This window comes from Micromonospora sp. NPDC048871 (assembly GCF_043198155.1).
Taxonomy (GTDB): Bacteria; Actinomycetota; Actinomycetes; order Mycobacteriales; family Micromonosporaceae; genus Micromonospora.
In genome coordinates this window covers 899,559-922,464 of the sequence record NZ_JBICUM010000001.1, presented here as the reverse complement: position 1 = coordinate 922,464, position 22,906 = coordinate 899,559, and the positions used below count along the sequence as shown (strand labels likewise).

The window sequence follows — 22,906 nt, the reverse complement described above, 5'->3', positions numbered from 1 at the left end:
CGGTTCGTGACCCTATAGCGGCGGATCGACCGCTTGCGGTGTCCGTCGGCGCGGCGGTGGACTCGGGCATCAACGGAGCGTAACCGGGCCTGAGCGATCCGGAGTTGAATTCCACTACCTCCCAGCGGGTGACAAAGCGCCGCCGTCGGGTAGAGCGGATAGAGGCCCGCCGCAAGATTTGCGTGAAACTGCGCGCGAAAGCGGGTAAAGAGCCGTGAAGCGGCAGCGTGCCCGTGCCTTGTGCAGTTCTTCACAACCAGTCCCACTGACTGGGGAGGTCCCTCGGTTTACGCTGAGCCCAATCCCAGGTTTCCACGAAGGCGACGCACAACGCGCGCCAAGACTCGTGCATCCCATAGACAGGTCAGCGTCGACCACAAGGAGATGTGTCATGGTTGCTCCGGCCACTGTTCGGGGTATCGATCAGGCCCCGACGTCCCACCCCAAACTGCTCGCCTGGGTCCGTGAGGTCGCTGAGCTGACCACCCCTGACCAGGTGGTCTGGGTGGACGGGTCCGATCAGGAGTGGCGCCGCCTCACCGATGAACTGGTCGAGGCCGGTACCCTCATCCGGCTCAATCCCGAGAAGAAACCCAACTCGTTCTACGCTCGGACCGACCCGACGGATGTCGCCCGCGTCGAGGAGCGGACATTCATCTGCTCGGTGGACGAAGCGGACGCCGGCCCCACCAACAACTGGATGGCGCCGGCCGAGATGAAGCGGACGATGACGGATCTGTACCGCGGTTCGATGCGCGGTCGGACGATGTACGTCATCCCGTTCGTGATGGGTCCGGTCGAGGCCGAGAAGCCCATGTTCGGTGTGGAAATCACCGACAGTCCATATGTCGTCGCCTCGATGCGGATCATGACCCGGATGGGTGCGAAGATCCTCGAGGCGATGGGCGACGACGCGGATTTCGTGCAGGCCCTGCACTCGATCGGCGCCCCGCTGGCGCCGGGCCAGCAGGACGTGGCCTGGCCCTGCAACGAGACCAAGTACATCTCGCACTTCCCGGAGACCCGGGAGATCTGGTCCTTCGGCTCCGGCTACGGCGGTAACTCGCTGCTCGGCAAGAAGTGCTACTCGCTGCGGATCGCCAGCGTGATGGGCCGCGACGAGGGCTGGCTCGCCGAGCACATGCTGATCCTCAAGATCACCTCGCCGGAGGGCACGGTCTACCACATCGCCGGGGCCTTCCCCTCGGCCTGCGGCAAGACCAACCTGGCCATGCTGGAGCCGACCATCCCGGGCTGGAAGGTCGAGACCATCGGCGACGACATCGCCTGGATGCGGTTCGGCCCGGACGGCCGGCTGTACGCGGTCAACCCGGAGTACGGCCTGTTCGGCGTGGCACCCGGCACGGACTGGAAGACCAACGCCAACGCCATGCGGACCCTGGACAAGGGCAACTCCATCTTCACCAACGTCGCCCTGACCGACGACGGCGACATCTGGTGGGAGGGGATGGGTGAGCCGCCGGCGCACCTGATCGACTGGAAGGGCAACGACTGGACCCCGGAGAGCGACAGCCTCTCCTCGCACGCCAACAGCCGGTTCTGCACCCCGATCACCCAGTGCCCGATCCTGGCCGAGGACTACTACGACCCCAACGGGGTGCCGATCGACGCGATCCTGTTCGGTGGCCGGCGGCGGGACACCGTACCGCTGGTGACCGAGGCCCGGGACTGGGTGCACGGTGTCTACATGGGCGCCACCCTGTCCTCGGAGACCACCGCCGCCGCCTCCGGCGCGGTCGGTGTGGTCCGTCGCGACCCGATGGCCATGCTGCCGTTCATCGGCTACCACGGCGGTGACTACTTCCGGCACTGGATCGAGATGGGCAAGGGCGCCGACGGCGACGAGTCGAAGCTGCCCAAGGTCTACTACGTCAACTGGTTCCGCAAGGACCCCGAGGGCAGCTTCCTGTGGCCCGGATTCGGGGAGAACTCCCGGGTCCTGAAGTGGATCATCGAGCGGCTCGAGGGTCGGGCGGAGGCCGTCGAGACCCCGATCGGCATGGTCCCGACGCTGGACTCCCTCGACGTCGAGGGCCTGGACATGACTCCGGAGGATGTCCGGATCGCGCTCAAGGTCGACCCGGACGAGTGGCGCAACGAGCTGCCGTTGGTCACCGAGTGGTTCGAGAAGTTCGGTGACAAGCTGCCCGGGGTCCTCTGGGCGGAGTTGGACGCCCTGCGGGCCCGACTCGACGCGGAGCAGCCGCGCGGGGTGTGATCCAGGCGGGATTCGAGGCATCATCGGATCCCATGAGGACGGCCGCCGAGACCGAGGTCCGGCGGCCGTCCGCCGTCCGGGCCATGACCGTGCTGCTAGCCATGACCGCCCTGGCCACCGTCGTGGTCGAGGTGCTCAACTGGTGGTACGCCCCGGAGCAGGGCTTCGGGCTCGCGGTGCGTACCGGTTGGGCGATGCTGCGGTCGTTCGGCTTCCTGCTGCTGATCGGTCACGTCCGACGAGGGCGTACGGTGGCCCGCCCGCTGGGCCTGATCCTCGCCATCACCACGGTCTTCGCGGTGGGTCGCCTGATCGTGCCCCGGCACGGCGTGCCGCCGCTGCCCGGCCTGCTCGGCTTCGCCCTGCTCACCCTGCTGTGCGCCATGGTGGTCTGGATGCTGTACCGCTCCCCGGCCATCGCGGAGCATCTGGTGCGGCACCGGCCCCGCCTGGTCATCGACCGGTCCGGCATCTCCTGGCGGGAGACCCCACCCCGCAGGCCGGAGGCCAACGCCTGGCTGCTGACCAGCCGGGTGGCCGCCTTCACCTACAGCCCGCTGATGCTCGTACCGGCCCTGGTGGCCGGGGCGGCGATCCTGGACGGGCGGCCCTTCGCGCTGCCCGCGGTGCTGTTCTGGCTGGCGGCCGGGATCGCCACCAGCTACCTGGTGCTGTTCTGCACGGCGTTCCTGATGCGCGGCAGCCGGTGGGCGGGCACCCTGCTGGTGGTGATCACCCTGGCCGTCCTGGCCGTGGACCTACCGCTGTGCTGGTGGTTACTCGGTGTGGATGGTCTGATCCGTGACGGCACCCCACTGGTCGCCGCGGCGGGGCTGGCCCTGTACGGGGTGCGCCGGGCAGCCACCGCCACACCCTCATCCTGACCTGGGGGGATTCGACCGCCCTTTGCCGCCTGTGCGCGGTATCGGCCACCGGCCCGCCCACCGGCGCGAGGGCTCGCTACTCTGCAAGTGATGACTCTGCGGAAACTTCTCTACTCCGTCTACGAGCGGCGGCTGACGGCCAAGCTCGCGGGCCGTCCGGTGCCCCGTCATGTGGGCGTGATGTGCGACGGTAACCGCAGGTGGGCCCGGGAGATGGGCTTCCTGGACCCGAACGACGGGCACCGCAAGGGTGCCGAGCGGATCAAGGAGTTGCTGCGGTGGTGTGACGCGGCCGGCGTCGGGCACGTGACCCTCTGGCTGCTCTCCACCGACAACCTCTCCCGTCCGGCGGCGGAACTGAATCCGCTGCTTCAGATCATCGAGGATCTGACCACCGAGCTGGCCGAGGCGGGCAACCCCTGGCGGCTGCGGATGGTGGGCGCCCTGGACGTGCTGCCGGCACACCACGCCGAGGCGCTCAAGGCCGCCGAGGAGCGGACCCGGGAGCGCAGTGGCGGTGCCCAGGTCAACATCGCGGTCGGGTACGGCGGACGCCGGGAGATCGCCGACGCGGTCCGTTCGCTGCTGCTGGAGCATGCGGCCAACGGCGGCACCCTGGAGGACCTGGCCGGCTCGCTCGATGTCGACGACATCTCGGAGCACCTCTACACCCGTGGTCTGCCCGATCCGGATCTGATCATCCGTACCAGTGGGGAGCAGCGGCTGTCCGGCTTCATGCTGTGGCAGTCGGCGCACTCGGAGTTCTACTTCTGCGAACTCAACTGGCCGGACTTCCGGCGGGTCGACTTCCTCCGCGCACTGCGCTCGTACGCCACCCGCCAGCGGCGTTTCGGGGCCTGACCGCCGGGGTCCTCCGGCGTCAGGTCAGGTGGTGGGTGGCCTCGGTGAGGAAGTCGCCCAGGGCGGCCGGGGAGTCGATGGTCAGGTCGGCGGCCTCGGCGACCTCGGCACCGGTCTCCGGGTTGGCCACGGCGACGCAGACCCCCAGGAAGTCGGCGTCCGCGGCGGCGCGGGCCCGCAACGCGGCGAAGGCCTTGATGTCGGAGACGTCGTCGCCGAAGTACCAGGCGCCACCGGCATCCTGCACCAGTTCGCCGATGACCATGCCTTTGTCCCGGTCGACCGGGGGCTTGATCTCCAGCACCATCCGCCCGCCCTGCACCCGCAGCCCCAGCCGCTCGGCCTGGGCCCTACCCCACTGCTCGACCGTCTCCGCCAGCGCAGGCGCGGTACGCCAGTGCAGGGCCACCGACAGCCGCTTGTACTCCACCAGGGCCTGGGCGGGAAGTTCGGCTCGGGCCCGCTCGGCCAGTTCGCTCATGGTGGGCACGAACGGCAGGGCGGCCGGCTCGGTGACGATCTCGCCGCCGGAGTGGCTGTGCTCCAACCCGTACAGGCCGTAGAGGTCCACGCCGGGCAGCCCGTCGAAGTGCTCCCGCAGGAACTCGACCGGCCGGGCGGAGACGATCGCGATCCGCCGCACCACCGGGGCCAGCGCCTCGAGAGCGGCCAGCACCTTCGGCGCCGGCAGCACCTTCGTGGGGTCGTCGGCGACCGGCGCGAGGGTGCCGTCGAAGTCGAAGAAGAGAACTGTCTCGGCTGCCCGATCGGCGGTGGCCCGCCAGGCCTGGTCGGCATTCAACGGGATCTTCGGCTGCTGGTCGCCCAGATTCAACGGTGGCACGCGCGACAGCGTACCCCGGGTTTCGGCGATGAATCCTGGCTCGAGTGAGCTCGTTCGGCCCTTGCGCTCAGCGTTCGGCGGCTCCTCGTCCTCGGCGTCCGAAGGGCACCACGGCCGCCTCTTGACCGTGACTGAGCAGGTAGCCCTCCACGAATCCGGCGTTGCGGTCGCCGGTCTGCGCCTCGATCTCCCGCAGCCGCTCGACCAGGAATTCGGTGAGCGCGGTGACCCGGTCGTTGAGCCGCTCGTGCAGCTCGGCCAGCACGGCCAGGACGATCGCGGTGCTCGCCGCGGCGAGCGCGAAGAGGTTGACGAGCAGGGGAAGCTGCCCGCCGTTGAGGGCCAGGGTCACTGCGTTACCGGTGACGCAGAGCGTTACCGAGATCGTCGCGACCACGACTGCCGACCATTTCAGGGTCATGAAAGACCCTCCTTCTGTCCCGCAGGGCTGGGTTCGGCCTTGTCCCGTCCCCCCGCCGACGACGAGCCCAAGCAGTACAGATACGGACGCTAGCGTGCCCGTTCCCGCCCCGTAGCGAAACGAATGAGCCTGACCTGCTGTTCTTTCGCCATCTGAGGAACTAGCTGGCCGCTTCTTCCCGTTTTCGCCCGGCAGGCGGCAGAGTCGGACGGTATGCGAGGTAACGGATGGTTTCCCGGATGTGGAACTTCTCCGCGTCCGACACCTCGGGGTCGACCAGGCGGCGCAGCAGGGCCTCGACGTCCGGATCCATCGGCGGGGGTGTCGGGTCGGCCCGGTGCCGGGAGGTGGTGCGGTCCCAGCCGAGGGCCGCGAAGGCCGCCGCCGGGTCGAGGCCAAGGCCGTCACAGAACGCCACCACCCGCTCGGCCTCCGGGTCACTGGCCCAGTCGCCGCGTACCCAGCGGTTGATGGTCTGTCGGGAAACCCCGGTACGCCGGGAGACCTCGGTGCCGCTCCACGCCCGGGTGGCGCGCGCCTCCTCCAGGGCCCGACGGACGAAGGTGGCGAAGGCGATCTTCCGGGCGTTGGCGGTCTCGGTCACCTCGCGACCGTACGACCGTTGAGTCTGGGTGGGGGGCCGCGGCGCGCCCCTGTCACGCTTACGTGACGCTGGTGGTGGGTGGTCGTACGGCGGCCAATCACTGCTCCTGAGGGGTCTCACCTAGGCAGGATAGATGTACGTAGGTGCCGGGGCAAACATGCGAAAAGCTGATACTGTCACGCCCATGGGACAACCTACGGTGTGTCACGTGCATGAGACGAATGGTGCTCGCCTGCGTCACGCGCCCGTTGCGTGGGAGGTGTGGTGACCGAACTCGCGACCCGTGCCCAGGCCTTCGGTCTGGTCGCGGAGGGTGTCGCCGCGGGGCTGAGCGCACCCTGGCGGCTCTACCTGGCCCGGGGATGCCGTTACCTCTCGCTCAGCGTCGGTGACCGGGCCGAGTGGGACGCCTGGCGGACCCACCTCGGCTGCCCGGAGCTCAGCGTCCGGGTCTACGAGGCCGGTGGGGAGATCCGGCGGTCGTCGGTGGCCGAGGTCGTGATGGACGGCTGCCGGATCACCGTCGAGCTGGTGGAGGAGGTCGGTACGGACGACCTGGACCGGCTGCTGGTGATCGACCCGACGACTGTCGAGCCGGAGGAACGATGAACAACGTGCGAGGTACCGGAGCCGCCGGATGAGTCCTTTCCTCGCGATCTTCCTGGTGGTCGTGCTCGCCGCGACGAGCTACGCCGCCGGGCGACTGCACGGGCAGCTCAGCTACCGGATCGGTTACCGCTTCGGCTACCGGCAGGGCTACTTCGACGGTGACCGTGGGGCCTGGAACCGGCGGCGCCGGGACGCCCAGGCCGCGATCGCCACCGCCCTGGCGGTCACCGGGCCGGGCAACACCCGGGCACCCGCCGCGGTGGCTCGCCCGGGCACCACGTACACCGGATCGTCGTTCACGACGCCGACCGCCTCGGTCACCGGGCGGCACCCGACCGGCGCCCTGGTACGACGAACCGGCTGAGACCGGTCGACGGGCCTGCGGGACCGTCCAGGACCGCGGGGTACCGCCCTGCTGGGGCGGGTACCGCGGGGGATCACGTCAGACCGGGACGGTGGTCCCACCGGCCGGGGTGCGCGCAGGGGGCATGCATCCCGGCCGGTGCACCGCTCGTCGTGGGGGCCAGCGGATCGACCCCCTGAATCATGCTCTAGCCGGGACGGGTGCGGGCAGCTAGCGTCTAGGCATGGCGCGGGACTGTCCCGAGCCAGCCGGCCCGCCCGGCCTGCGACCTCGCGCACGGGGCCCGCATCCGACCCCGTGTCCGTCGGGCACCGGAGGAGGCGGACCGCGGGTGGCCGGGTGCCCATCCGCCGGAGCAGGCCTGTGACCACTCGCCGTACAACCGCCGGTGCCGACCAGGGCTCGGCCGCGACTGCCACGACCCGCCGTACCGCCCGGAGCCGCCGTGGCGCGGCTGCCGGATCGGCCGACACCAGGGAGCCTCGACCAGCGGGACAGTCCTTTGTGCTGGACACCTCCGTCCTGCTCAGCGACCCGGCGGCGTTCCACCGCTTCGCCGAGCACGAGGTGGTCCTGCCCCTGGTGGTGATCTCCGAACTGGAGGGCAAGCGACACCATCCCGAGTTGGGCTGGTTCGCCCGCAAATCGCTGCGCATGTTGGACGAGTTGCGCATCCGGCATGGGCGGCTGGATCTGCCGGTGCCCGCCAACGACGAGGGTGGCACCCTGCGGGTGGAGCTCAACCACACCGACGACGGGGTACTGCCGCCGGGCTTCCGCAACGAGTCCAACGACGCCCGGATCCTCTCCGTAGCCCTGAATCTCGCCGCCGAGGGGCGGGAGGTGACCCTGGTCAGCAAGGACATGCCGCTGCGGGTCAAGGCCGCCTCGGTCGGGCTGCGGGCCGACGAGTACCGGCACGGCCAGGCCAGCGACCCGACCTGGACGGGGATGGCCGAGCTGGATCTGGCCGAGGAGGACATCGGACGGCTCTACGCCGGAGAGGCCATCGATGTGGACGCCGCAGCCGGCCTGCCCTGCCACACCGGCCTGGTGCTGCACTCCACCCGGGGGTCCGCCCTCGGTCGGGTGCTGCCGGACAAGACCGTCCGGTTGGTACGTGGCGACCGGGAGGCGTTCGGGGTGCACGGCCGCTCCGCCGAGCAGCGGATCGCCCTGGATCTGCTGCTCGACGAGTCGATCGGCATCGTCTCGCTGGGCGGCCGGGCCGGTACCGGAAAGTCGGCCCTGGCGCTCTGCGCCGGGCTGGAGGCGGTGATGGAGCGCCGCCGGCACAAGAAGGTCATCGTCTTCCGCCCGCTGTACGCCGTCGGCGGCCAGGAACTCGGCTACCTGCCCGGTTCGGAGTCGGAGAAGATGTCGCCCTGGGCCCAGGCGGTCTTCGACACCCTGGGTGCGGTGGTGCACGAGAACGTGCTGGAGGAGGTCACCTCGCGGGGTCTGCTGGAGGTGCTGCCGCTGACCCACATTCGCGGGCGCAGCCTGCACGACGCCTTCGTCATCGTCGACGAGGCCCAGTCACTGGAGCGGGGGGTCCTGCTGACGGTGCTCTCCCGGATCGGCCAGGGGTCCCGGGTGGTCCTGACCCACGACGTCGCCCAGCGGGACAACCTCCGGGTCGGCCGGCACGACGGAGTGACCGCGGTGATCGAGGCCCTCAAGGGGCATCAACTCTTCGCGCATGTCACCCTCAGCCGTTCGGAGCGGTCCCCGATCGCCGCCATGGTGACCGATCTGCTGGAGGACATCCCGCAATGATGGCCTTTTAGGGCGTTTTTACCTGCATTTTGCAAGTGACCCACGTCACAATGCAGTCTGGGCGTTTCCCAACCGCCTCACTGTGCGCGATCGTGTCCCACGGCGCTCACGTACCGCTGGAAGCGTTGGTGGCCATTCGTCACCTCCCCTGAGGGAGACGGATGATCACCGGGTGAAGGAGGTGCGGCCACGGTGACCGGGAAGCCGGTCACGGGCGCTCGCGGTGTGCTTCGGCCGGTGGGCTGGGTCACCCCGTGTCCCTGACCCCGACGAAGGGATCACCACGTGAGTCGGCTGTGGAGCCGGTTCGCCGCTCGTGGCGTCGCTGTCGTGCTGCTCTCCGGGGGCATCGCCGGCGGCTTCTACCTCAGCGATGACCGCCAGACGCCGCGCCCGGATCCGGGCGCGCAGGTGGCCGGCAGTGTCACCGAGATCGACGTCGACTACCGGCAGGAGCAGCAGGTCTCCCGCCAGGTACGGGCGGTGCGTCAGCAGGCCGCCGAGACCAGGAAGCAGGCCCGCGCGGCCGCCGAGAAGGCCCGCAAGGCCGAGGAGGCGGCACGCAAGAAGGCTGCTGCGGAGAAGGCCGCCAAGGAGGCTGCCGCCGCTCGGGCCCGGGCCCTCAAGCCGTACGACGGACCGGTCCCGGCCTCCTGCAAGGAGTACAGCGGGCACCGGAAGACCGGCTGCGCCCTGATGATCGACGCTGGTTTCAAGATCGACCAGTTCCCCTGCCTGGACAGGCTCTGGAACAAGGAGAGCGGCTGGAACCCCCGGGCCCACAACAGCAGCTCTGGCGCCCATGGCATCCCGCAGGCCATGCCGGGCAGCAAGATGGCCACGGTCGGCGCGGACTGGGAGACCAACCCGGTCACCCAGATCAAGTGGGGCCTCGGCTACATCAAGGGCCGCCACGGTACGCCGTGCAACGCCTGGAACCACTCGCAGAACCGCGGCTGGTACTGACCGCTTGACCGCCGGGTCGGCGGGAACGAAGGGGTGTCTCCCTGGTTCCCGCCGACCCCGCGCTGTCCGTGCCGACCGTATGCCGAGGGGCGGTGCCCTGGGGCGAAGAGTGGCGGCTGCCGGAGTTTGCTGATAGCTGTTGACAGGTGACCCTGCACCCTGTCAACGGCGACCCGCACCGGTTCGGCACGGAAGCCTTCTATGCGTCCATCGGCCGGGCCTTCGTCGCGATGTGCGCCGTGGTGCCGGTGCTCTTCCTCATCGAGGGCCTGGACACCTGGCTCGGTGCCGGCTTCGACGCCGCCGCCGGCATCATCCCGCAACGCATCGAGGGACTGGACGGGGTCTTCTTCTCACCCTTCCTGCACCACGGCTTCGAGCACCTCTACAGCAACAGCATCCCGCTGATCCTGCTCGGCACCTTCGTACTGGCCGCCGGCGCCCGGCGGTTCCTCTGGTCCACCCTGGTGATCGTCCTGGCCAGCGGGTTGGGTGTCTGGTTCACCGGGTCGCCCAACACGATCGTCGTCGGGGCCAGCGGGGTCATCTTCGGCTACCTGGGCATCCTGCTGACCCGGGGCATCTTCGAGCGCAGCTGGTGGAACTTCGCCGTCTTCCTGCTGGTCGGTCTGCTCTACGGCGGCCAACTGGCGCTCGTCCTGCCGACGGACGAACGGATCTCCTGGCAGGGGCACCTGTTCGGACTGCTGGGCGGCATCGTGGCGGCGATCATCTTCCGCCGTCGACGTACGGAGTACGACGACCCGTACGGCTCCCAGTCGCCGATGACCATGCCCTGAGCCGTACCCTCACCGGGACCTTAGGCGTCCGGTCAGGGCGTGGAGCCGACCGCCCAGGGTGGCGACCGCGACGGCGACCAGGGTCAGCAGGGCCCCCAGGAAGGTCCGCGGGCCGGGCTGCGAGGCGGCCGTGGGCAGCACCACGTCCAGCAGCACCGCACCGATGACCTGGCCGGCGATGGTGGCCAGCCCGAGCACGAGTACGCCGATGAGCCGCACCACCGCGGCGGCGACCGCGATGAACGACACCCCGACCAGCCCGCCCAGGTAGAGCCAGGGCTCGGTCGGCAGGCTGCCCGAGGGTACGCCGCGTACCCCCAGGCTGACGGCGAAGGCGACGAGCAGGACGCTGGTCCCGACGGCGAAGTTCACTCCGGTGGCGGTCAGCGTGCTGCCGCTGGCCACCCGGACCCAACCGTTCACCGCCTGCTGCCAGGCCACCCCGATCCCGGCGATCAGCGGCAGCGCGATCAGCCCGAGGGTCTCCGGTTCCAGCCCTCGACCGCCGACGGCCAGCAGCACCGCGACCACGGTCAGGACCGCACCGGCCAGCCGGGTGCCGGTCACCGGCTGCCGTCCACCCGGGCCGATGCCCGCTCGGTCGACCGCCAGGCTGCTGCCGGACTGCCCGGCTACCACCGCCACCGTGAAAGCGGCCACCCCCAGGGTGCCGACCGTGGCCCCCTGGGTGAACACCAGCAGGGCTCCACAGGCCCCGCCCAGGCACTGCCAGGGGCGCAGGGCACCCGAGGCCAGGGCGTCCCGCAGGGCAGCCAGCCCGCGACGCCCACTGCGGGTGGCCGGCAGCAGCACCATCAGCAGCAGCAGGCCGACCCCGAAGGAGATCACGGCTGCGGCCAGGCCGTCGCCGAGGCGTACGCCCAGTTCGCCGTTGATCCGCGACTGGACGGCCACCGCCATCCCGGCCACCGCCGCCAGGGCCACCGCGCCGACCCGGCGCCCCACGGAGGGTGACGTCCGGGGCTGGCTCACTCCCTGGCCCCCGTGGGGGTTCGTCTGTCGTACCCGCTCACGCCTGCTCGGCCAGCGGCCGGCCGTCGAAGTCCACCGCCGAGTAGAGCGCCAGCTTCTCCAACCGGTGGTACGAGTCGATCACCCGGATGGTGCCGCTCTTGGACCGCATGACGATCGACTGGGTGTACGCCCCACCGGCTCGGTACCGCACCCCCCGCAGCAGGTCACCGGAGGTGACCCCGGTGGCCACGAAGAAGCAGTTGTCGCCGGTGACCAGGTCGTCCGTGGTCAGCACCCGGTCCAGGTCGTGCCCGGCAGCCAACGCCTTCTCCCGCTCGGCCTCATCCTGCGGCCAGAGCTTGGCCTGCATCATCCCGCCCATGCACTTCAGGGCGCAGGCCGCGGTGATCCCCTCGGGGGTGCCGCCGATGCCCATCAGCACGTCGACGTCGGACTCCCCGCGGGCGGCGGCGATGGCGCCGGCGATGTCGCCGTCGGAGATGAAGCGGATGCCGGCACCGGCCCGGCGGATGTCGTCGACCAGGCCGTCGTGGCGGGGCCGGTCGAGCACACAGACCGTCACCTCGGAGACGCTGGTGCCCTTGACCTTGGCGATCCGGCGCAGGTTCTCGGCGACACCGGCGTTGATGTCGACGACGTCCGCGTAGGCCGGTCCGACGGCGAGCTTCTCCATGTAGAAGACCGCACTGGGGTCGAACATCGCACCCCGCTCGGCGACCGCCAGCACCGCCAGGGCGTTCGGCATCCCCTTGCTCATCAGGGTCGTACCGTCGATCGGGTCGACGGCGACGTCCACCTCCGGGCCGCTGCCGTCACCGACCTCTTCCCCGTTGAAGAGCATCGGGGCGTTGTCCTTCTCGCCCTCACCGATCACCACGATCCCGCGCATGGGGATCGAGTTGATCAGCTTGCGCATGGCGTCGACGGCGGCGCCGTCGCCGCCCTCCTTGTCGCCCCGTCCCACCCACCGGCCGGCAGCCATCGCTGCCGCCTCGGTGACCCGGACCAGGTCGAGAGCGAGGTTGCGGTCGAGATTCTGTGGGGTACGCGTCCTGGTGGTCGTCATCTGAACGGCTCCTCCTCGCGGCGGTGCGGGGTTGACCGGGCCGACAGTGGGCAGCTGCCGGCGGTGTCCCTGATCCTCACACGATGGCGGACGCGGAGCGGGGGCGGGGCGGTGATGGGCCGGATACCGCCGGTCGGGCGGCTGCCAGAATGGTCGGGTGGAATCTGCACTGCCTGCCGACCGCGAACCCGCAGACCAGCCGCCGGGCGATGCCCGGCCGACCGCCGAGCGGCGGGGCGGCCCGGGCGGACCTGACCGGCCTCCGGGCCCCTCGGCGGCGCCCGGGAAGCCGGCCTCCACCCGCTCGCCCCGCGACATGGCCATCTCCCTGCTGGTGCTGCTGATCCCGATTGCCCTGCTGCTCGCCTTCTACCGGGGTTTTCTCGGCGGCGACCAGCCGACTCCGATCGATCCGGTGCCGGCCTTCGAGCAGGCGCAATCCGCCGGGGAGTTCCCGGTGAGTGTGCCCTCCGGGCTGAGCAAGGAATGGCAACCCATCCGGGCCTCCTACCGCGCGGTAGAGGGGGGTTCCACCCTGCGGGTGGGATATGTCACCCCGGAAGGACGTGGCGTCCAGTTGGTGCAGAGCAACGTGCCGCCGGAGCGACTGCTGCCCACCGAACTCACCGACGCGGGACAACCGCAGGGGCAGACCGATCTCGGTGATGGCACCTGGCAGCGGTACACCGCGCGGGGCAACGAGCAGGCCCTGGTGCTGCTTCAGCCGGACCGCACCGTGATCGTGATCGGCGATGCCCGGGACAACGAACTGCGGGAGATGGCCAGCGCCGTGGACTGATTTACGGGCCGCGAGATGTCGGTCCGATCCGTTACGCTTCCGGCGTTCGTTTCTCGGGTGGTGTGAACCGTCCGGCTTTCCCAGTTTGAGAAGAGATTTTCTGTGAAGATTCGACGCTGGAGCGTGGGCGTTCTCGCCGCCACCTTGCTGGTTCCCGGCGTAGCCGCCTGCAATTCCGACGCCACCGACTCGTCCAGCGGGTCGGGCACGGCGGCCTCCATCCCGAAGGACCCGAAGACGGCCCTGGTCGCCTCCACCAAGGAGTTGAACGAGGGGAACTTCACCTTCACGATCGACTCGGAGTCGATCAAGGGAGGCGGCAGCGTCCACAAGCCGAGCAACAGCGCGCAGTTCTCCATGAAGGCCGGCGACGAGACCTTCACCATGGAGATGGAGATCATCAAGATCGACGCCGACAGCTACGTGAAGATGGACCTGGGTGAGCTGTTCGCCAGCCTCCCGGGGGCGGAAGACATGAAGGGCAAGTACCAGCACGTCGACGCCACCAAGGCCGGCGACGCCAAGAGCCTCGACATCTTCAAGGACGGCACCGACCCGGCCAACTCCGCCGAGATGTTCAAGGGTCTGGGTGAGGTCCAGGAGACCGGCCCGGGCACCTACAGCGGCAAGATCGACATCACCGCTGCCAAGGACTCCGTGGCCGCGGACGAGGACATGCTCAAGGCCCTGGGTGACCAGGCCAAGGAGATCCCCTTCACCGCGAAGGTCGACGACCAGGGCAGACTGACCGAGCTGGTGCTCTCCGTGCCGGCCGCCGGCGAGCTCAAGGCGCAGGAGATCACGGTCAAGTACGCCGACTACGGTGCGGCCAGCCCGGCCAAGAAGCCGGCGGACGACGAGATCGTCGAGGCCAACGACCAACTCCTGGAGATGTTCAGCTAGGTCGACAGGTGTCACCCGGACGGGGGAGCGGGCATGATCCGCTTCCCCGTTCGGCGTCTGTGGGGTGGGTGGCGGGCCGGGATCCTGGGAGTCGGTGCCGGAGTAGGTGATTGCCCGACCGGCCGGCAGGGAACAGAGAAGACAGCCTCCGGCGCGCGAGATGCGTCGGGCGACCCTGCTGGGAGACACCGATGACCGTTCGACGACTGAGCGCCGGCCTGATGGCCGCCGCGTTGCTTACGCCCGGAGTCGCCGCCTGCACCACCACCGGTGACGGCACCGCCGGGACCACCGCCACGCCGTCGGCCACCACGACCGCCAGTGGTGCGGCCGGCGACGCCGACGCCAAGCAGGCCTTGCTGGACTCCACCCGGGAGATCAGCAACGGCAACTTCCGGTTCCGGATGTCCGGTGCCGGTTCCACCGCCGAGGGGCAGGTCCACCAGCCCAGCCAGAGCGCCCAGATGAAGGTGAGCATCGGCGAGCCGACCGATGACCTGGCGATGACCCTCGACCTCATCCACGCCAAGCCGGACAGCTGGGTCAAGCTGGATCTTCAGGGCTCGGCGGCGTCCAGCGTCCCCGGGCGGGACAAGCTCAGCCTCGGCAAGTACCAGCACCTGGACCAGACCCGCATCCAGGGCAACCGCAACCTGGGCTTCGACTTCGACAAGGTCGACCCCGCTGGCAGTGCGGTGCTCACCCAGGCCATCACGGAGGTACGCCGTGCCGGCGACGGTGCGTACGCCGGCACCATCGACCTGTCCAAGGCGGCCGAGGCCGGCTCGCTGGACCAGAGCATGATCACGGCCCTCGGCGCGCAGGCGAACTCCGTGCCCTTCACCGCCACCACGGACACCCAGGGTCGGCTCACCGAGATGGTCCTTCAGATCCCCGGGGTTCAGGCGGGGGCGGCGACCCAGGAGATCCGGGTGACCTACAGCGACTACGGCAACGCGACCGCAGCCCAGAAGCCCCCGGCCGACCAGGTCGTAGAGGCGCCGCCGGAGCTGTACAACCTCTTCGACTGAGCACCACCGATCGCGCGGCCCGGGTTCACCACCTGGCGTCGCGCGATCACTCTTTGCGCTCCGCTGGCTGACCGCGATCACGCGGCTGGGTTCTTGTCGGCTGGCGCGGCGCGGGGTGGTCAGCCGGCTGGGTCTGTCGCCGCGCGAGCGCTCGGCCGCGTTCTTACCGGTTGGCTTGGCGTGGGGCGGTCAGCCGGCGGCGTTCTGTCGGCTGGCCTCGATGCGGGCGCGGGCCCCGTCCAGCCAGCGCTGACAGATCACCGCGAGTGCCTCACCCCGCTCCCAGAGGGCCAGGGACTCCTCCAGGGAGGTCCCGCCGGCCTCCAGCCGATCCACCACCGAGGCGAGTTCGGCCCGGGCCTGTTCGTAGCTGAGCCGTTCGTCGGGCCCGCTCGTCTGCTCGTCAGTCATCGCATCCATCTCAACACAACCCTCCGACACCTCCCGCCACCGCACCGCGGGTTGCGGTGGTCAGGTGGTCACGGTGGCGGCCAGTTCGCCCTCGGCCAGGCGTACCCGCAGGGGGTCACCGGGGCCGACCTGGTCGGCCGCGCGGACGACATGGCCGTCGGACCGCTGCACGATGGCGTACCCCCGGTCGAGGGTGGCGGCGGGGGAGAGGGCCCGCAGCCGGGCCAGGGTGTGCCGCAGGTCGTCGTCGGCGGCGGCCAGGCGGTGGCCCAGGTTGCGTTCGGCCCGCTGGCGCAGGGCGGCCAGGTCGGCGGCCCGTTGGTCGACCATCACCTGAGGGCGGGCCAGCACCGGCCGGGAGCGCAGGGCCTCGATCCGGTGGCTCTCCCGATCCAGGAGGTGGTGCACCGCCCGGTGCAGCCGGTGCCGTGCCTGGTTGATCAGGCGGATCTCCTCGGCCAGGTCCGGCACCACCCGCTTGGCGGCGTCGGTGGGGGTCGAGGCGCGTACGTCGGCGACGTAGTCGACGAGCGGGGCGTCCGTCTCGTGGCCGATCGCGCTGACCACCGGGGTACGGCAGGCGAACACGGCCCGGCACAACGCCTCGTCGGAGAAGGGCAGCAGATCCTCGATGCCGCCGCCACCCCGGGCCAGGATGATCACGTCGACGCTCGGGTCGCTGTCCAGCACCTTCAGGGCGTCGATGATCTGGGTGACGGCTCCCGGGCCCTGTACGGCGACGTTCACGGTGCGGAACTCCACGGCCGGCCAGCGGCGGCGGGCGTTGGTGAGCACGTCCCGTTCGGCGGCGCTGGCCCGACCGGTGATCAGCCCGATGCGTTGCGGCAGGAAGGGGAGCCGTCGCTTGCGGGCCCGGTCGAACAGCCCTTCGGCGGCCAGCAGCTTCTTGAGTTTCTCCAGCCGGGCCAGCAGCTCACCCAGGCCGACCTGGCGGATCTCGTCGGCCCGCAGGCTGAGGGTGCCCCGGGCGGCGTAGAACTCCGGCTTGGCGTGCACCACGATCCGGGCACCCTCACGCAGCTCGGGAGCGCCGGAGTCGAGCACGTCCCGGTTGGTGGTGACGGTGAGGCTCAGCTCCGCCGAGGGATCACGCAGGGTCAGAAAAACCGTGCTGGCTCCCGGCCGCCGGCTGATCTGCGCCACCTGCCCGTCGACCCACACCCAGCCCAGCCGCGCCACCCAGGCGCCGATCTTCTGACTGACCACCCGCACCGGCCACGGCTCCTCCGAGCTGCTGGCTCCCGAGCTGCCGGCCCCCGTCCCCCCACCCACCCCATCACCCACCCCCCCACCCTAACCCCCACCCACCCCACCCACCCCACCCCCATCGAGCCCCGTTGATCATGAGGTTGGCGGCAGGGTGGAGATCGAACACTGCCGCCAACCTCATGATCAACAGCTGCAGGCGGTGGGGGAGTGGGGGCGGGCGTAGGATGGGGGGGTGACTGAGGCTGGCATCGGGAAGCGCGTGCTCTTGGCCAAGCCCCGCGGTTACTGCGCGGGCGTCGACCGGGCGGTGCAGACCGTCGAGGAGGCCCTCAAGCTCTACGGTGCGCCGATCTACGTGCGTAAGCAGATCGTGCACAACAAGCATGTGGTGCGGACGCTGGAAGCCAAGGGCGCGATCTTCGTGGAGGAGAACGAGGAGGTTCCCGAGGGCGCCACGGTGATCTTCTCCGCCCACGGGGTGGCACCCGAGGTCTACGAGCAGGCCAAGCAGCGCTCCCTCAAGGCGATCGACGCGACCTGCCCGCTGGTGACCAAGGTGCACCAGGAGGCGAAGCGGTTCGCCGCCGAGGACTACGACATCCTGCTCATCGGTCACGAGGGCCACGAAGAGGTCATCGGCACGGCCGGCGAGGCCCCGGAGCACATCCAGCTGGTGGACGGCCCGGAGGACGCCGACCGGATCACCGTGCGTGACCCGAACAAGGTCGTCTGGTTGTCGCAGACCACCCTGTCGGTGGACGAGACCATGGAGACGGTGGCCCGGCTGAAGAAGCGGCTGCCGATGCTCCAGTCGCCGCCCAGCGACGACATCTGCTACGCCACCAGTAACCGTCAGCATGTGGTCAAGGAGATCGCGGCCGAGTGCGACGTGGTGATCGTGGTCGGCTCGCGTAACTCCTCGAACTCCGTACGCCTGGTGGAGGTGGCCCTGGACGCGGGCGCCCGGGCCGGGCACCTGGTCGACTTCGCCCACGAGATCGACGACGCCTGGCTGGTCGGCGCCCAGACGGTGGGCCTGACCTCGGGAGCCAGCGTCCCGGACGAGTTGGTCCAGGAGGTGCTGACCCATCTCGCCGCGCGCGGCTACACCGACGTGGAGGAGGTGGTGACCGCCAACGAGCGACTCACCTTCTCCCTGCCGCAGGAACTCAAGCGCGACATGAAGGCCGCTGCGGCGGCCCGCGGCTGAGCGGCCCACCCGAGAAGATGGAACGGATCACCCGGCTACCACGTCAAAGACTGGCATGAGGACCCTTCGGATCGCCGCCGCGGCGTTGATCGTCTGCACCGCGCTCGTCGCCTGCGCCGGCCAGGGCGCCGGGGACGGCACCGCCACCCCGACGGGAGCGCCAACCGTGACCGAGCTGCCCACCCCGGACCCGACCGAGCCTCCGGCGGCCGACCCGACGGACACGACCGGCCCGCTGGGCCGACCCGGCAAACGCCCGGGCGGCCCGCCGCAGCCGACCTCCACCGGTGAGATGACCCTGACCGGTCAGATCGAGTCCGGGGTCGAGCCCGGCTGCCTGCTGCTCGACGGCTACCTGCTGCTCGGCGGCCCGCGCGAGGTGCTGACCGCAGGCGCCGCCGTGACGGTCACCGGGCGACCCGAACCGGGCCTGATGACCACCTGCCAGCAGGGCACCCCCTTCAAGGTCGCCTCCGCCAAGCGCGCCTGAGGTAGCCCCGCCGGGGGCGCGAGAATCCTGTCCGGACGGCAGGATGCATCGATGCGTCTACGATCGTTGCTCCTGCCGTCGGCAGGGCTCCTGTTCGCCGTACACCTGGCGGGTGTGCTCACCTCCGCGCCGATCCTGCGTCACGCCGAGGTCCTCGCGGTGGCCCTGATCCTGGCGTACGCGCTGGTAGTCGGTCTGCCGTCGCCGCGCTGGGTGGTGCCGGCCGGGCTCGTCGTGGTGGCCGTCGACGCCTGGTCGACGATGCCGGTCGATCCTGCCGCCGCCGGCTACCGGTGGCACGTCCTCGAGCCCGGTCCGCCTCCGGAGTTCACCGAGGGGCTGTGGACCGGGCTTGAACTGACCTGGGCGGCACTGGTCTTCGTGCTGCTGCTGGCCCTCGTGAACCGGCGGGCAACCGCCGGGGGACGGCCGCGAACCGACTCCCCTGCGAGTGGACGGCTGGTGATCGGGCTGTTGCTGGCCGGCGGGCCGGTGCTGGGGTACGCGGTGTTCCGGGTGGTCGAGGTGCGCCGCAACACGATGGAGGTCGAGCTGGCGGACCAGCACGACGGGCAGCCCGGCACTGAGGTGCTCGCCGCCGCGGTGCTCGCGCCCCTGGCGCTCGCCCTGGCCGCCCTCCTGCTGGCTGCGCTACTGCTGGGTCAGGGTCGGCGGCGGGCCACCGGTGGTGCGGTCCTGCTGGTGGTGGCAGCGCTGTTCCACATCGATGCGGCGCTGGCCCCGTACACACTGCTGCCCTTGTCCCCGACCCGGGGGACTGTGTTCACCGGCGCCATGGTCAGCCCGATCCTGGTCATGGCACCGGCCCTGGCCGTCGCCGCCGAACTGACCGGATACCTGCTGCTGGTGGCGGGGCTGCGCCCCGACCGGCCGGATCGGCATCGGGCGAAGGGTGATCAGCCGAGGCCGGCGATCGGCTAGGCCAGGAGCGAAAGTCCGCAGCCAGAGACATGCCTGAACGGGCGGGAGCCCGCCTCCGGTGGATCCGGAGGCGGGCTCCCTGGGTGGTGCGGTGGTGCTGGGTCAGTTCACCGAGCCGATGTTGACCGAGCCGCGGCCGACGACCGCGCCTTCGCTGGTCACCACGGACAGCTCACCGGAGAGGGTCCGGCCCGCGGGCGGGGCGGACTGGGCGGTCACCGTACCGGTCAGGGTGCCGGTGGCGCCGTGCGCCAGGGTGAGGCTGTTGCTGGACGCCGTCAGGGTGCCCAGCGCCGGGGAGGAGTACGAGTCCCGGTAGTCGTACGCGGTGCTGCCGCCCGCGCCGTCGACCGAGTACGCCTCGACGACGACCGTGTAGGTGCCGGCCGCCGGGTTGTTGAGGGTGACGAACTCCTCCGAGTCGCCGTCGGCGTTGTACGCCACCAGGGTGGCGCCCCGGTAGACGAACAGGTCGAGGTCGGCGCTGGCGTTGGAGACGTTGCCGATGCGGGCGGTGAAGCTGGTGGCCCCCGCCGGAACCTCGACGGTGAACTCCTGCACGGCGAGCTCCACGATGGTCGGGCGCTCGGTGTGGGTGCTGGACAGCGCACCACCCTGACCGGTGACCGTGACCGGGCCGAAGGTGTTCTTCAGCGACCAGGTCACCGGGGTCGGGGTACCGGTGGTGACCGAGGGCAGCTCGACCACGGCCGGCTCGACCGCTACGCCCTGCACCCGGGCCTGGATCTGGTACGGGTTGTTCAGCGACGGCGAGGTACGCCGGGACTCCACCTCGATCTCCCAGATGCCCGGCATCGGGTTGGCGTAGTCACGCTCGAACGGGTTGCAGACCACCGTGCTGACGTGGTTGGTGAAGCAGGCCAGGCTGGAGGTGCTCTCCACCGGGACGCCGTACGGGTTGAACGCGATGAAGCGGGTCTGCGACGCGGTGGCGATGCCGGAGAGGTTCACCTGCAACGCACCGGCACCCGGGGGCACCGTCACGAAGTACGACGTGGTGTGGTTGCGGTCCACCGAGCCCTGCGCCGAGTAGGCGAAGTTGGGCTTCACGACGTCGTTCGAGGCCACCACGACGGCGGAGAACTCGAAGTCGATCGTGTTGGTGGCCTTGTCGTCCACGGTGACGATGGTGCTGTGCGCACCGGCCGTCTTCGGCCTGGCGGTGACCGTGATGGTGACGGTCTGGTTCAGCGGCAGGGTGACGTTCTTCGGCGCCGAGAAGGTGCCGTTGTTGCCACGCAGGCCGATGGAGTGCTTGATGTTGCCGGCCGGGCCGCTGGTCCGGGTCAGCTTCACCTGGTACGACTTCGACTGGTTGATCTTTTGTCCACCGTTGGCCGAGTCGCAGCGGTTGTAGATGCCGGTGCCCTGGTTCGGGGTGGCCAGCTGGCTGGACAGCGGGGTGCAGACCGGGGCGTCAGCGGTGTACGAGCGGGTCTGGACGCCCTTGCGGAGCAGCTTCCAGGCACCCGGCACGTCGAACATGCCGTAGCCCTGAGCGTAGGTGGGGGTGTCGGCGATCGGCTTGGCCGAGGTGTAGATCGCCCGACGCAGCGCCTCCGGGGTGACCCCCAGGTGGTTGGCCTTGGCGGCCGAGAGCAGCAGGGCGGCGGCACCGGCGGCCTGCGGGGAGGCCATCGACGTACCGTTGAACATGGCGTAGCCCGGCGGCAGCGCGTAGCCGGCCTCGGCGACCGGGCTGCCGGCCTGCCAGACCGGGGTGGTGGAGATGGCCGAACCCGGCGCGGCGATGTTCGGCTTGGCGCCGCCGTCCTCACGCGGACCCCGCGAGGAGAAGTTGAACAGGGCGTTCTTCTTCTTGACCACGGAGCCGTAGTTGGCCAGCCAGGTGTCCTTGCTGACGCTGGCGGCCACACTGACCACGTTGCTGGAGGCCGAGGGGTCGCCGATGGTGTTCACACCCGGACCGGAGTTACCGGCCGAGATGAACATCTGCACCCCGTACGTGGTGATCAGGTTGTTGTAGAGGGTGGCGCGGGCGTTGTTGCCGTCGTTGAGCGCCGGCAGACCACCGATCGACATGTTGATGACGTCGACCCCACGGTTGATCACCAGGTCGGCCATGCCGGTGGTGAGGGCGGCGTAGGTGCAGCCACCACCCCAGGAGCAGGCGCGGGAGGAAACGATCTTGGCGCCGGGGGCGGCACCGTTGAACGCGCTGTTGCCCATCATGCTGTTGGCGGCGGTGATGCCGGCGACGTGGGTGCCGTGCGCGCTCTCGATGATGCCGATGTTGACGTAGTCGACCAGACCCGGGCCGCCGACCGGAGTGGTGTCGACGTTCTTGCGGTACTCGACCACGAACGACATCCGCTCCTTGACCGGAGTCGCCGGGTCGTCCGTGCCGAAGTAGCCGACGTCGAACTTCTCCTTGTACGGCCGCATCAGGGCCTCGTCGGTGAAGTCGCCGTCCTGGTCGGTGTCGACCCAGACGTTGTTGGTGGCCGGGTCGTACAGGACACCCCACTGGTCGGTGCGGTCGCCGTCGCGGTTGACGTCACCGGCCGGCTCACTGTTGTTCGTGATCGACTCACTGAACAGGTTGAACCGGTAGGTGCCCGCCGGTGCGGTCCAGGTGCGGCCGGCGAGGGTGAAGGACGGGCCGGTCACCTGGTTGAGCATCGGGCGCCAGCTGGCGTCCTCCAGGGGATCGGTGGCGGTGACCCAGTCGACGATCTTCCGCTCGCCGGTGGTGGTCTGCTGGAGCGCCGGGTGCTCCAGGTCCACACCGGAGTCCATGACGCCGATGGTGACGCCCCGGCCGTCCCACTTCTTGTTGGACTTGACGAACTTGACCGCACCGGTCTCGCCCGTCGGCATGTAGGGGTTGTCGGCGGGGGTGTTGGCGCCCGGGCCGCTGAGGGTGTCGCCCTGCTTGTCGCCCTTCTTGCCGCCCTGGACGACCTCCGGCTTGGGGTCGGGCAGCTGGATCTTCTCGTCCAGGTCGACGGCCGAGACGCCGGGCAGGGTGGCGGCCTTGACCGCCTTGCTGGTCGGCACCTTGGCCAGCACGTAGCCGATGGTGTCGAAACGCTGGGTGACCGCAGCACCCAGGTCCTTGAGGTCGTCGGCGACCTCCTTGGCCTTGCCCTTGTCGGTGGCCACGATCATCGTGATGTTGGGGGCCTTCTTGGCCTCTGCTTCGGCGAGCAGCTTGGCGTCGTGCTCGCCCAGGGCCTCGGCGGGGGTGACCTGGGCCGGGTCGGTTCCGGCAGGAGCGGCGCTCGCGGTGGCGGTACCGCCCACCACGGACACGGCACCCGCCGCCATGACCGAGGCGAAGAGCGCGGCGGAAGTACGCCGGCTCAGGTTTCGGGGTCTGCTCACGTTCTCTTTCCTCCAGAGAACTCAGGCGCCCTCAGATGCAGGGCACGCGTGAGCGAAATCCTTCGTGGTGCCGACCGTCAATGTCACT

Annotated in this window: 22 protein-coding genes and 1 pseudogene; 14 read left to right on the top strand and 9 right to left on the bottom strand. The window is 69.9% G+C overall.

All coding sequences use genetic code 11. The features are described from left to right. Positions 1–169 precede the first annotated feature (169 nt). Positions 170–254: pseudogene (locus tag ACGFIK_RS04355) on the bottom strand (GtrA family protein); the annotation flags it as partial. 137 nt (positions 255–391) lie between these two features. Here ACGFIK_RS04355 and ACGFIK_RS04350 point away from each other — a divergent pair. The 3 genes from ACGFIK_RS04350 to ACGFIK_RS04340 all read left to right on the top strand — a co-directional run bounded on the left by ACGFIK_RS04350 (position 392) and on the right by ACGFIK_RS04340 (position 3,984). Further along, positions 392–2,239, top strand: a complete 1,848-nt coding sequence (locus tag ACGFIK_RS04350; protein ID WP_327022741.1) for a phosphoenolpyruvate carboxykinase (GTP) — start codon at positions 392–394, stop codon at positions 2,237–2,239. 32 nt (positions 2,240–2,271) lie between these two features. Beyond that, complete coding sequence (locus tag ACGFIK_RS04345) at positions 2,272–3,123, top strand: hypothetical protein (protein ID WP_327022740.1); 852 nt, start codon at positions 2,272–2,274, stop codon at positions 3,121–3,123. 90 nt (positions 3,124–3,213) lie between these two features. Next, positions 3,214–3,984, top strand: a complete 771-nt coding sequence (locus tag ACGFIK_RS04340; RefSeq protein WP_327022739.1) for an isoprenyl transferase — start codon at positions 3,214–3,216, stop codon at positions 3,982–3,984. Positions 3,985–4,003: 19 nt separating this feature from the next. On the opposite strand, the gene otsB is transcribed toward ACGFIK_RS04340, so the two are convergent. From otsB to ACGFIK_RS04325, 3 genes are all read right to left on the bottom strand, one after another. Then, a complete protein-coding gene (gene otsB / locus ACGFIK_RS04335; RefSeq protein WP_327022738.1) occupies positions 4,004–4,828 on the bottom strand; it encodes a trehalose-phosphatase in 825 nt (274 codons plus the stop codon). Between the two features lie 67 nt (positions 4,829–4,895). After that, positions 4,896–5,249, bottom strand: a complete 354-nt coding sequence (locus ACGFIK_RS04330; protein WP_327022737.1) for a hypothetical protein — start codon at positions 5,247–5,249, stop codon at positions 4,896–4,898. A 160-nt stretch (positions 5,250–5,409) separates the two neighbouring features. Further along, complete coding sequence (locus ACGFIK_RS04325; RefSeq protein WP_327022736.1) at positions 5,410–5,853, bottom strand: helix-turn-helix transcriptional regulator; 444 nt, start codon at positions 5,851–5,853, stop codon at positions 5,410–5,412. A gap of 264 nt (positions 5,854–6,117) precedes the next feature. On the opposite strand from ACGFIK_RS04325, the gene ACGFIK_RS04320 reads away from it, so the two are divergent. From ACGFIK_RS04320 to ACGFIK_RS04300, 5 genes are all read left to right on the top strand, one after another. Then, positions 6,118–6,462, top strand: a complete 345-nt coding sequence (locus tag ACGFIK_RS04320) for a hypothetical protein (RefSeq protein ID WP_327022735.1) — start codon at positions 6,118–6,120, stop codon at positions 6,460–6,462. Between the two features lie 28 nt (positions 6,463–6,490). Further along, positions 6,491–6,826 carry a hypothetical protein gene (locus ACGFIK_RS04315; protein ID WP_327022734.1) on the top strand — a complete coding sequence of 112 codons (336 nt, stop codon included), beginning with the start codon at positions 6,491–6,493 and terminating at the stop codon, positions 6,824–6,826. 363 nt (positions 6,827–7,189) lie between these two features. Then, on the top strand, positions 7,190–8,605 hold the full coding sequence (locus ACGFIK_RS04310) for a PhoH family protein (protein ID WP_327022733.1): 1,416 nt from the start codon (positions 7,190–7,192) through the stop codon (positions 8,603–8,605). Between the two features lie 285 nt (positions 8,606–8,890). Further along, complete coding sequence (locus tag ACGFIK_RS04305; RefSeq protein WP_327022732.1) at positions 8,891–9,571, top strand: transglycosylase SLT domain-containing protein; 681 nt, start codon at positions 8,891–8,893, stop codon at positions 9,569–9,571. Positions 9,572–9,717: 146 nt separating this feature from the next. After that, positions 9,718–10,371, top strand: coding sequence for a rhomboid family intramembrane serine protease (locus ACGFIK_RS04300; protein WP_327022731.1), 654 nt, complete (start codon positions 9,718–9,720; stop codon positions 10,369–10,371). A 9-nt stretch (positions 10,372–10,380) separates the two neighbouring features. Here ACGFIK_RS04300 and ACGFIK_RS04295 read toward each other — a convergent pair whose 3' ends face one another. After that, positions 10,381–11,364, bottom strand: a complete 984-nt coding sequence (locus ACGFIK_RS04295) for a DMT family transporter (protein WP_393337603.1) — start codon at positions 11,362–11,364, stop codon at positions 10,381–10,383. A gap of 37 nt (positions 11,365–11,401) precedes the next feature. Continuing rightward, complete coding sequence (glpX, locus tag ACGFIK_RS04290) at positions 11,402–12,433, bottom strand: class II fructose-bisphosphatase (RefSeq protein WP_327022730.1); 1,032 nt, start codon at positions 12,431–12,433, stop codon at positions 11,402–11,404. Between the two features lie 157 nt (positions 12,434–12,590). On the opposite strand from glpX, the gene ACGFIK_RS04285 reads away from it, so the two are divergent. The 3 genes from ACGFIK_RS04285 (at position 12,591) to ACGFIK_RS04275 (ending at position 15,166) form a co-directional block, all read left to right on the top strand. Next, positions 12,591–13,232: a DUF4245 domain-containing protein gene (locus ACGFIK_RS04285; RefSeq protein ID WP_327022729.1), complete on the top strand. Its 642-nt coding sequence runs from the start codon at positions 12,591–12,593 to the stop codon at positions 13,230–13,232. A 102-nt stretch (positions 13,233–13,334) separates the two neighbouring features. After that, positions 13,335–14,135 carry a hypothetical protein gene (locus ACGFIK_RS04280; protein ID WP_327022728.1) on the top strand — a complete coding sequence of 267 codons (801 nt, stop codon included), beginning with the start codon at positions 13,335–13,337 and terminating at the stop codon, positions 14,133–14,135. Positions 14,136–14,326: 191 nt separating this feature from the next. Further along, positions 14,327–15,166: a hypothetical protein gene (locus ACGFIK_RS04275; protein ID WP_327022727.1), complete on the top strand. Its 840-nt coding sequence runs from the start codon at positions 14,327–14,329 to the stop codon at positions 15,164–15,166. 189 nt (positions 15,167–15,355) lie between these two features. Here the strand turns inward: ACGFIK_RS04275 and ACGFIK_RS04270 are convergent, their stop codons facing one another. Both ACGFIK_RS04270 and xseA read right to left on the bottom strand, forming a co-directional pair. Then, positions 15,356–15,577, bottom strand: coding sequence for an exodeoxyribonuclease VII small subunit (locus ACGFIK_RS04270; protein ID WP_327022726.1), 222 nt, complete (start codon positions 15,575–15,577; stop codon positions 15,356–15,358). Positions 15,578–15,637: 60 nt separating this feature from the next. Beyond that, entirely contained in the window at positions 15,638–16,870 is a 1,233-nt protein-coding gene (gene xseA / locus ACGFIK_RS04265; protein WP_327027263.1) for an exodeoxyribonuclease VII large subunit, read from the bottom strand. 169 nt (positions 16,871–17,039) lie between these two features. Here xseA and ACGFIK_RS04260 point away from each other — a divergent pair, with 169 nt between their 5' ends. Genes ACGFIK_RS04260 through ACGFIK_RS04250 form a run of 3 tightly spaced genes read left to right on the top strand, consistent with a single transcriptional unit; the run spans position 17,040 to position 19,449 of the window. Continuing rightward, complete coding sequence (locus ACGFIK_RS04260; RefSeq protein ID WP_327022725.1) at positions 17,040–18,017, top strand: 4-hydroxy-3-methylbut-2-enyl diphosphate reductase; 978 nt, start codon at positions 17,040–17,042, stop codon at positions 18,015–18,017. A gap of 55 nt (positions 18,018–18,072) precedes the next feature. After that, positions 18,073–18,507, top strand: coding sequence for a hypothetical protein (locus ACGFIK_RS04255; protein WP_327022724.1), 435 nt, complete (start codon positions 18,073–18,075; stop codon positions 18,505–18,507). Between the two features lie 51 nt (positions 18,508–18,558). Beyond that, positions 18,559–19,449, top strand: a complete 891-nt coding sequence (locus tag ACGFIK_RS04250; RefSeq protein WP_327022723.1) for a hypothetical protein — start codon at positions 18,559–18,561, stop codon at positions 19,447–19,449. Positions 19,450–19,551: 102 nt separating this feature from the next. On the opposite strand, the gene ACGFIK_RS04245 is transcribed toward ACGFIK_RS04250, so the two are convergent. Beyond that, positions 19,552–22,818, bottom strand: a complete 3,267-nt coding sequence (locus ACGFIK_RS04245; protein WP_327022722.1) for a S8 family serine peptidase — start codon at positions 22,816–22,818, stop codon at positions 19,552–19,554. Between the last annotated feature and the right edge of the window lie 88 nt (positions 22,819–22,906).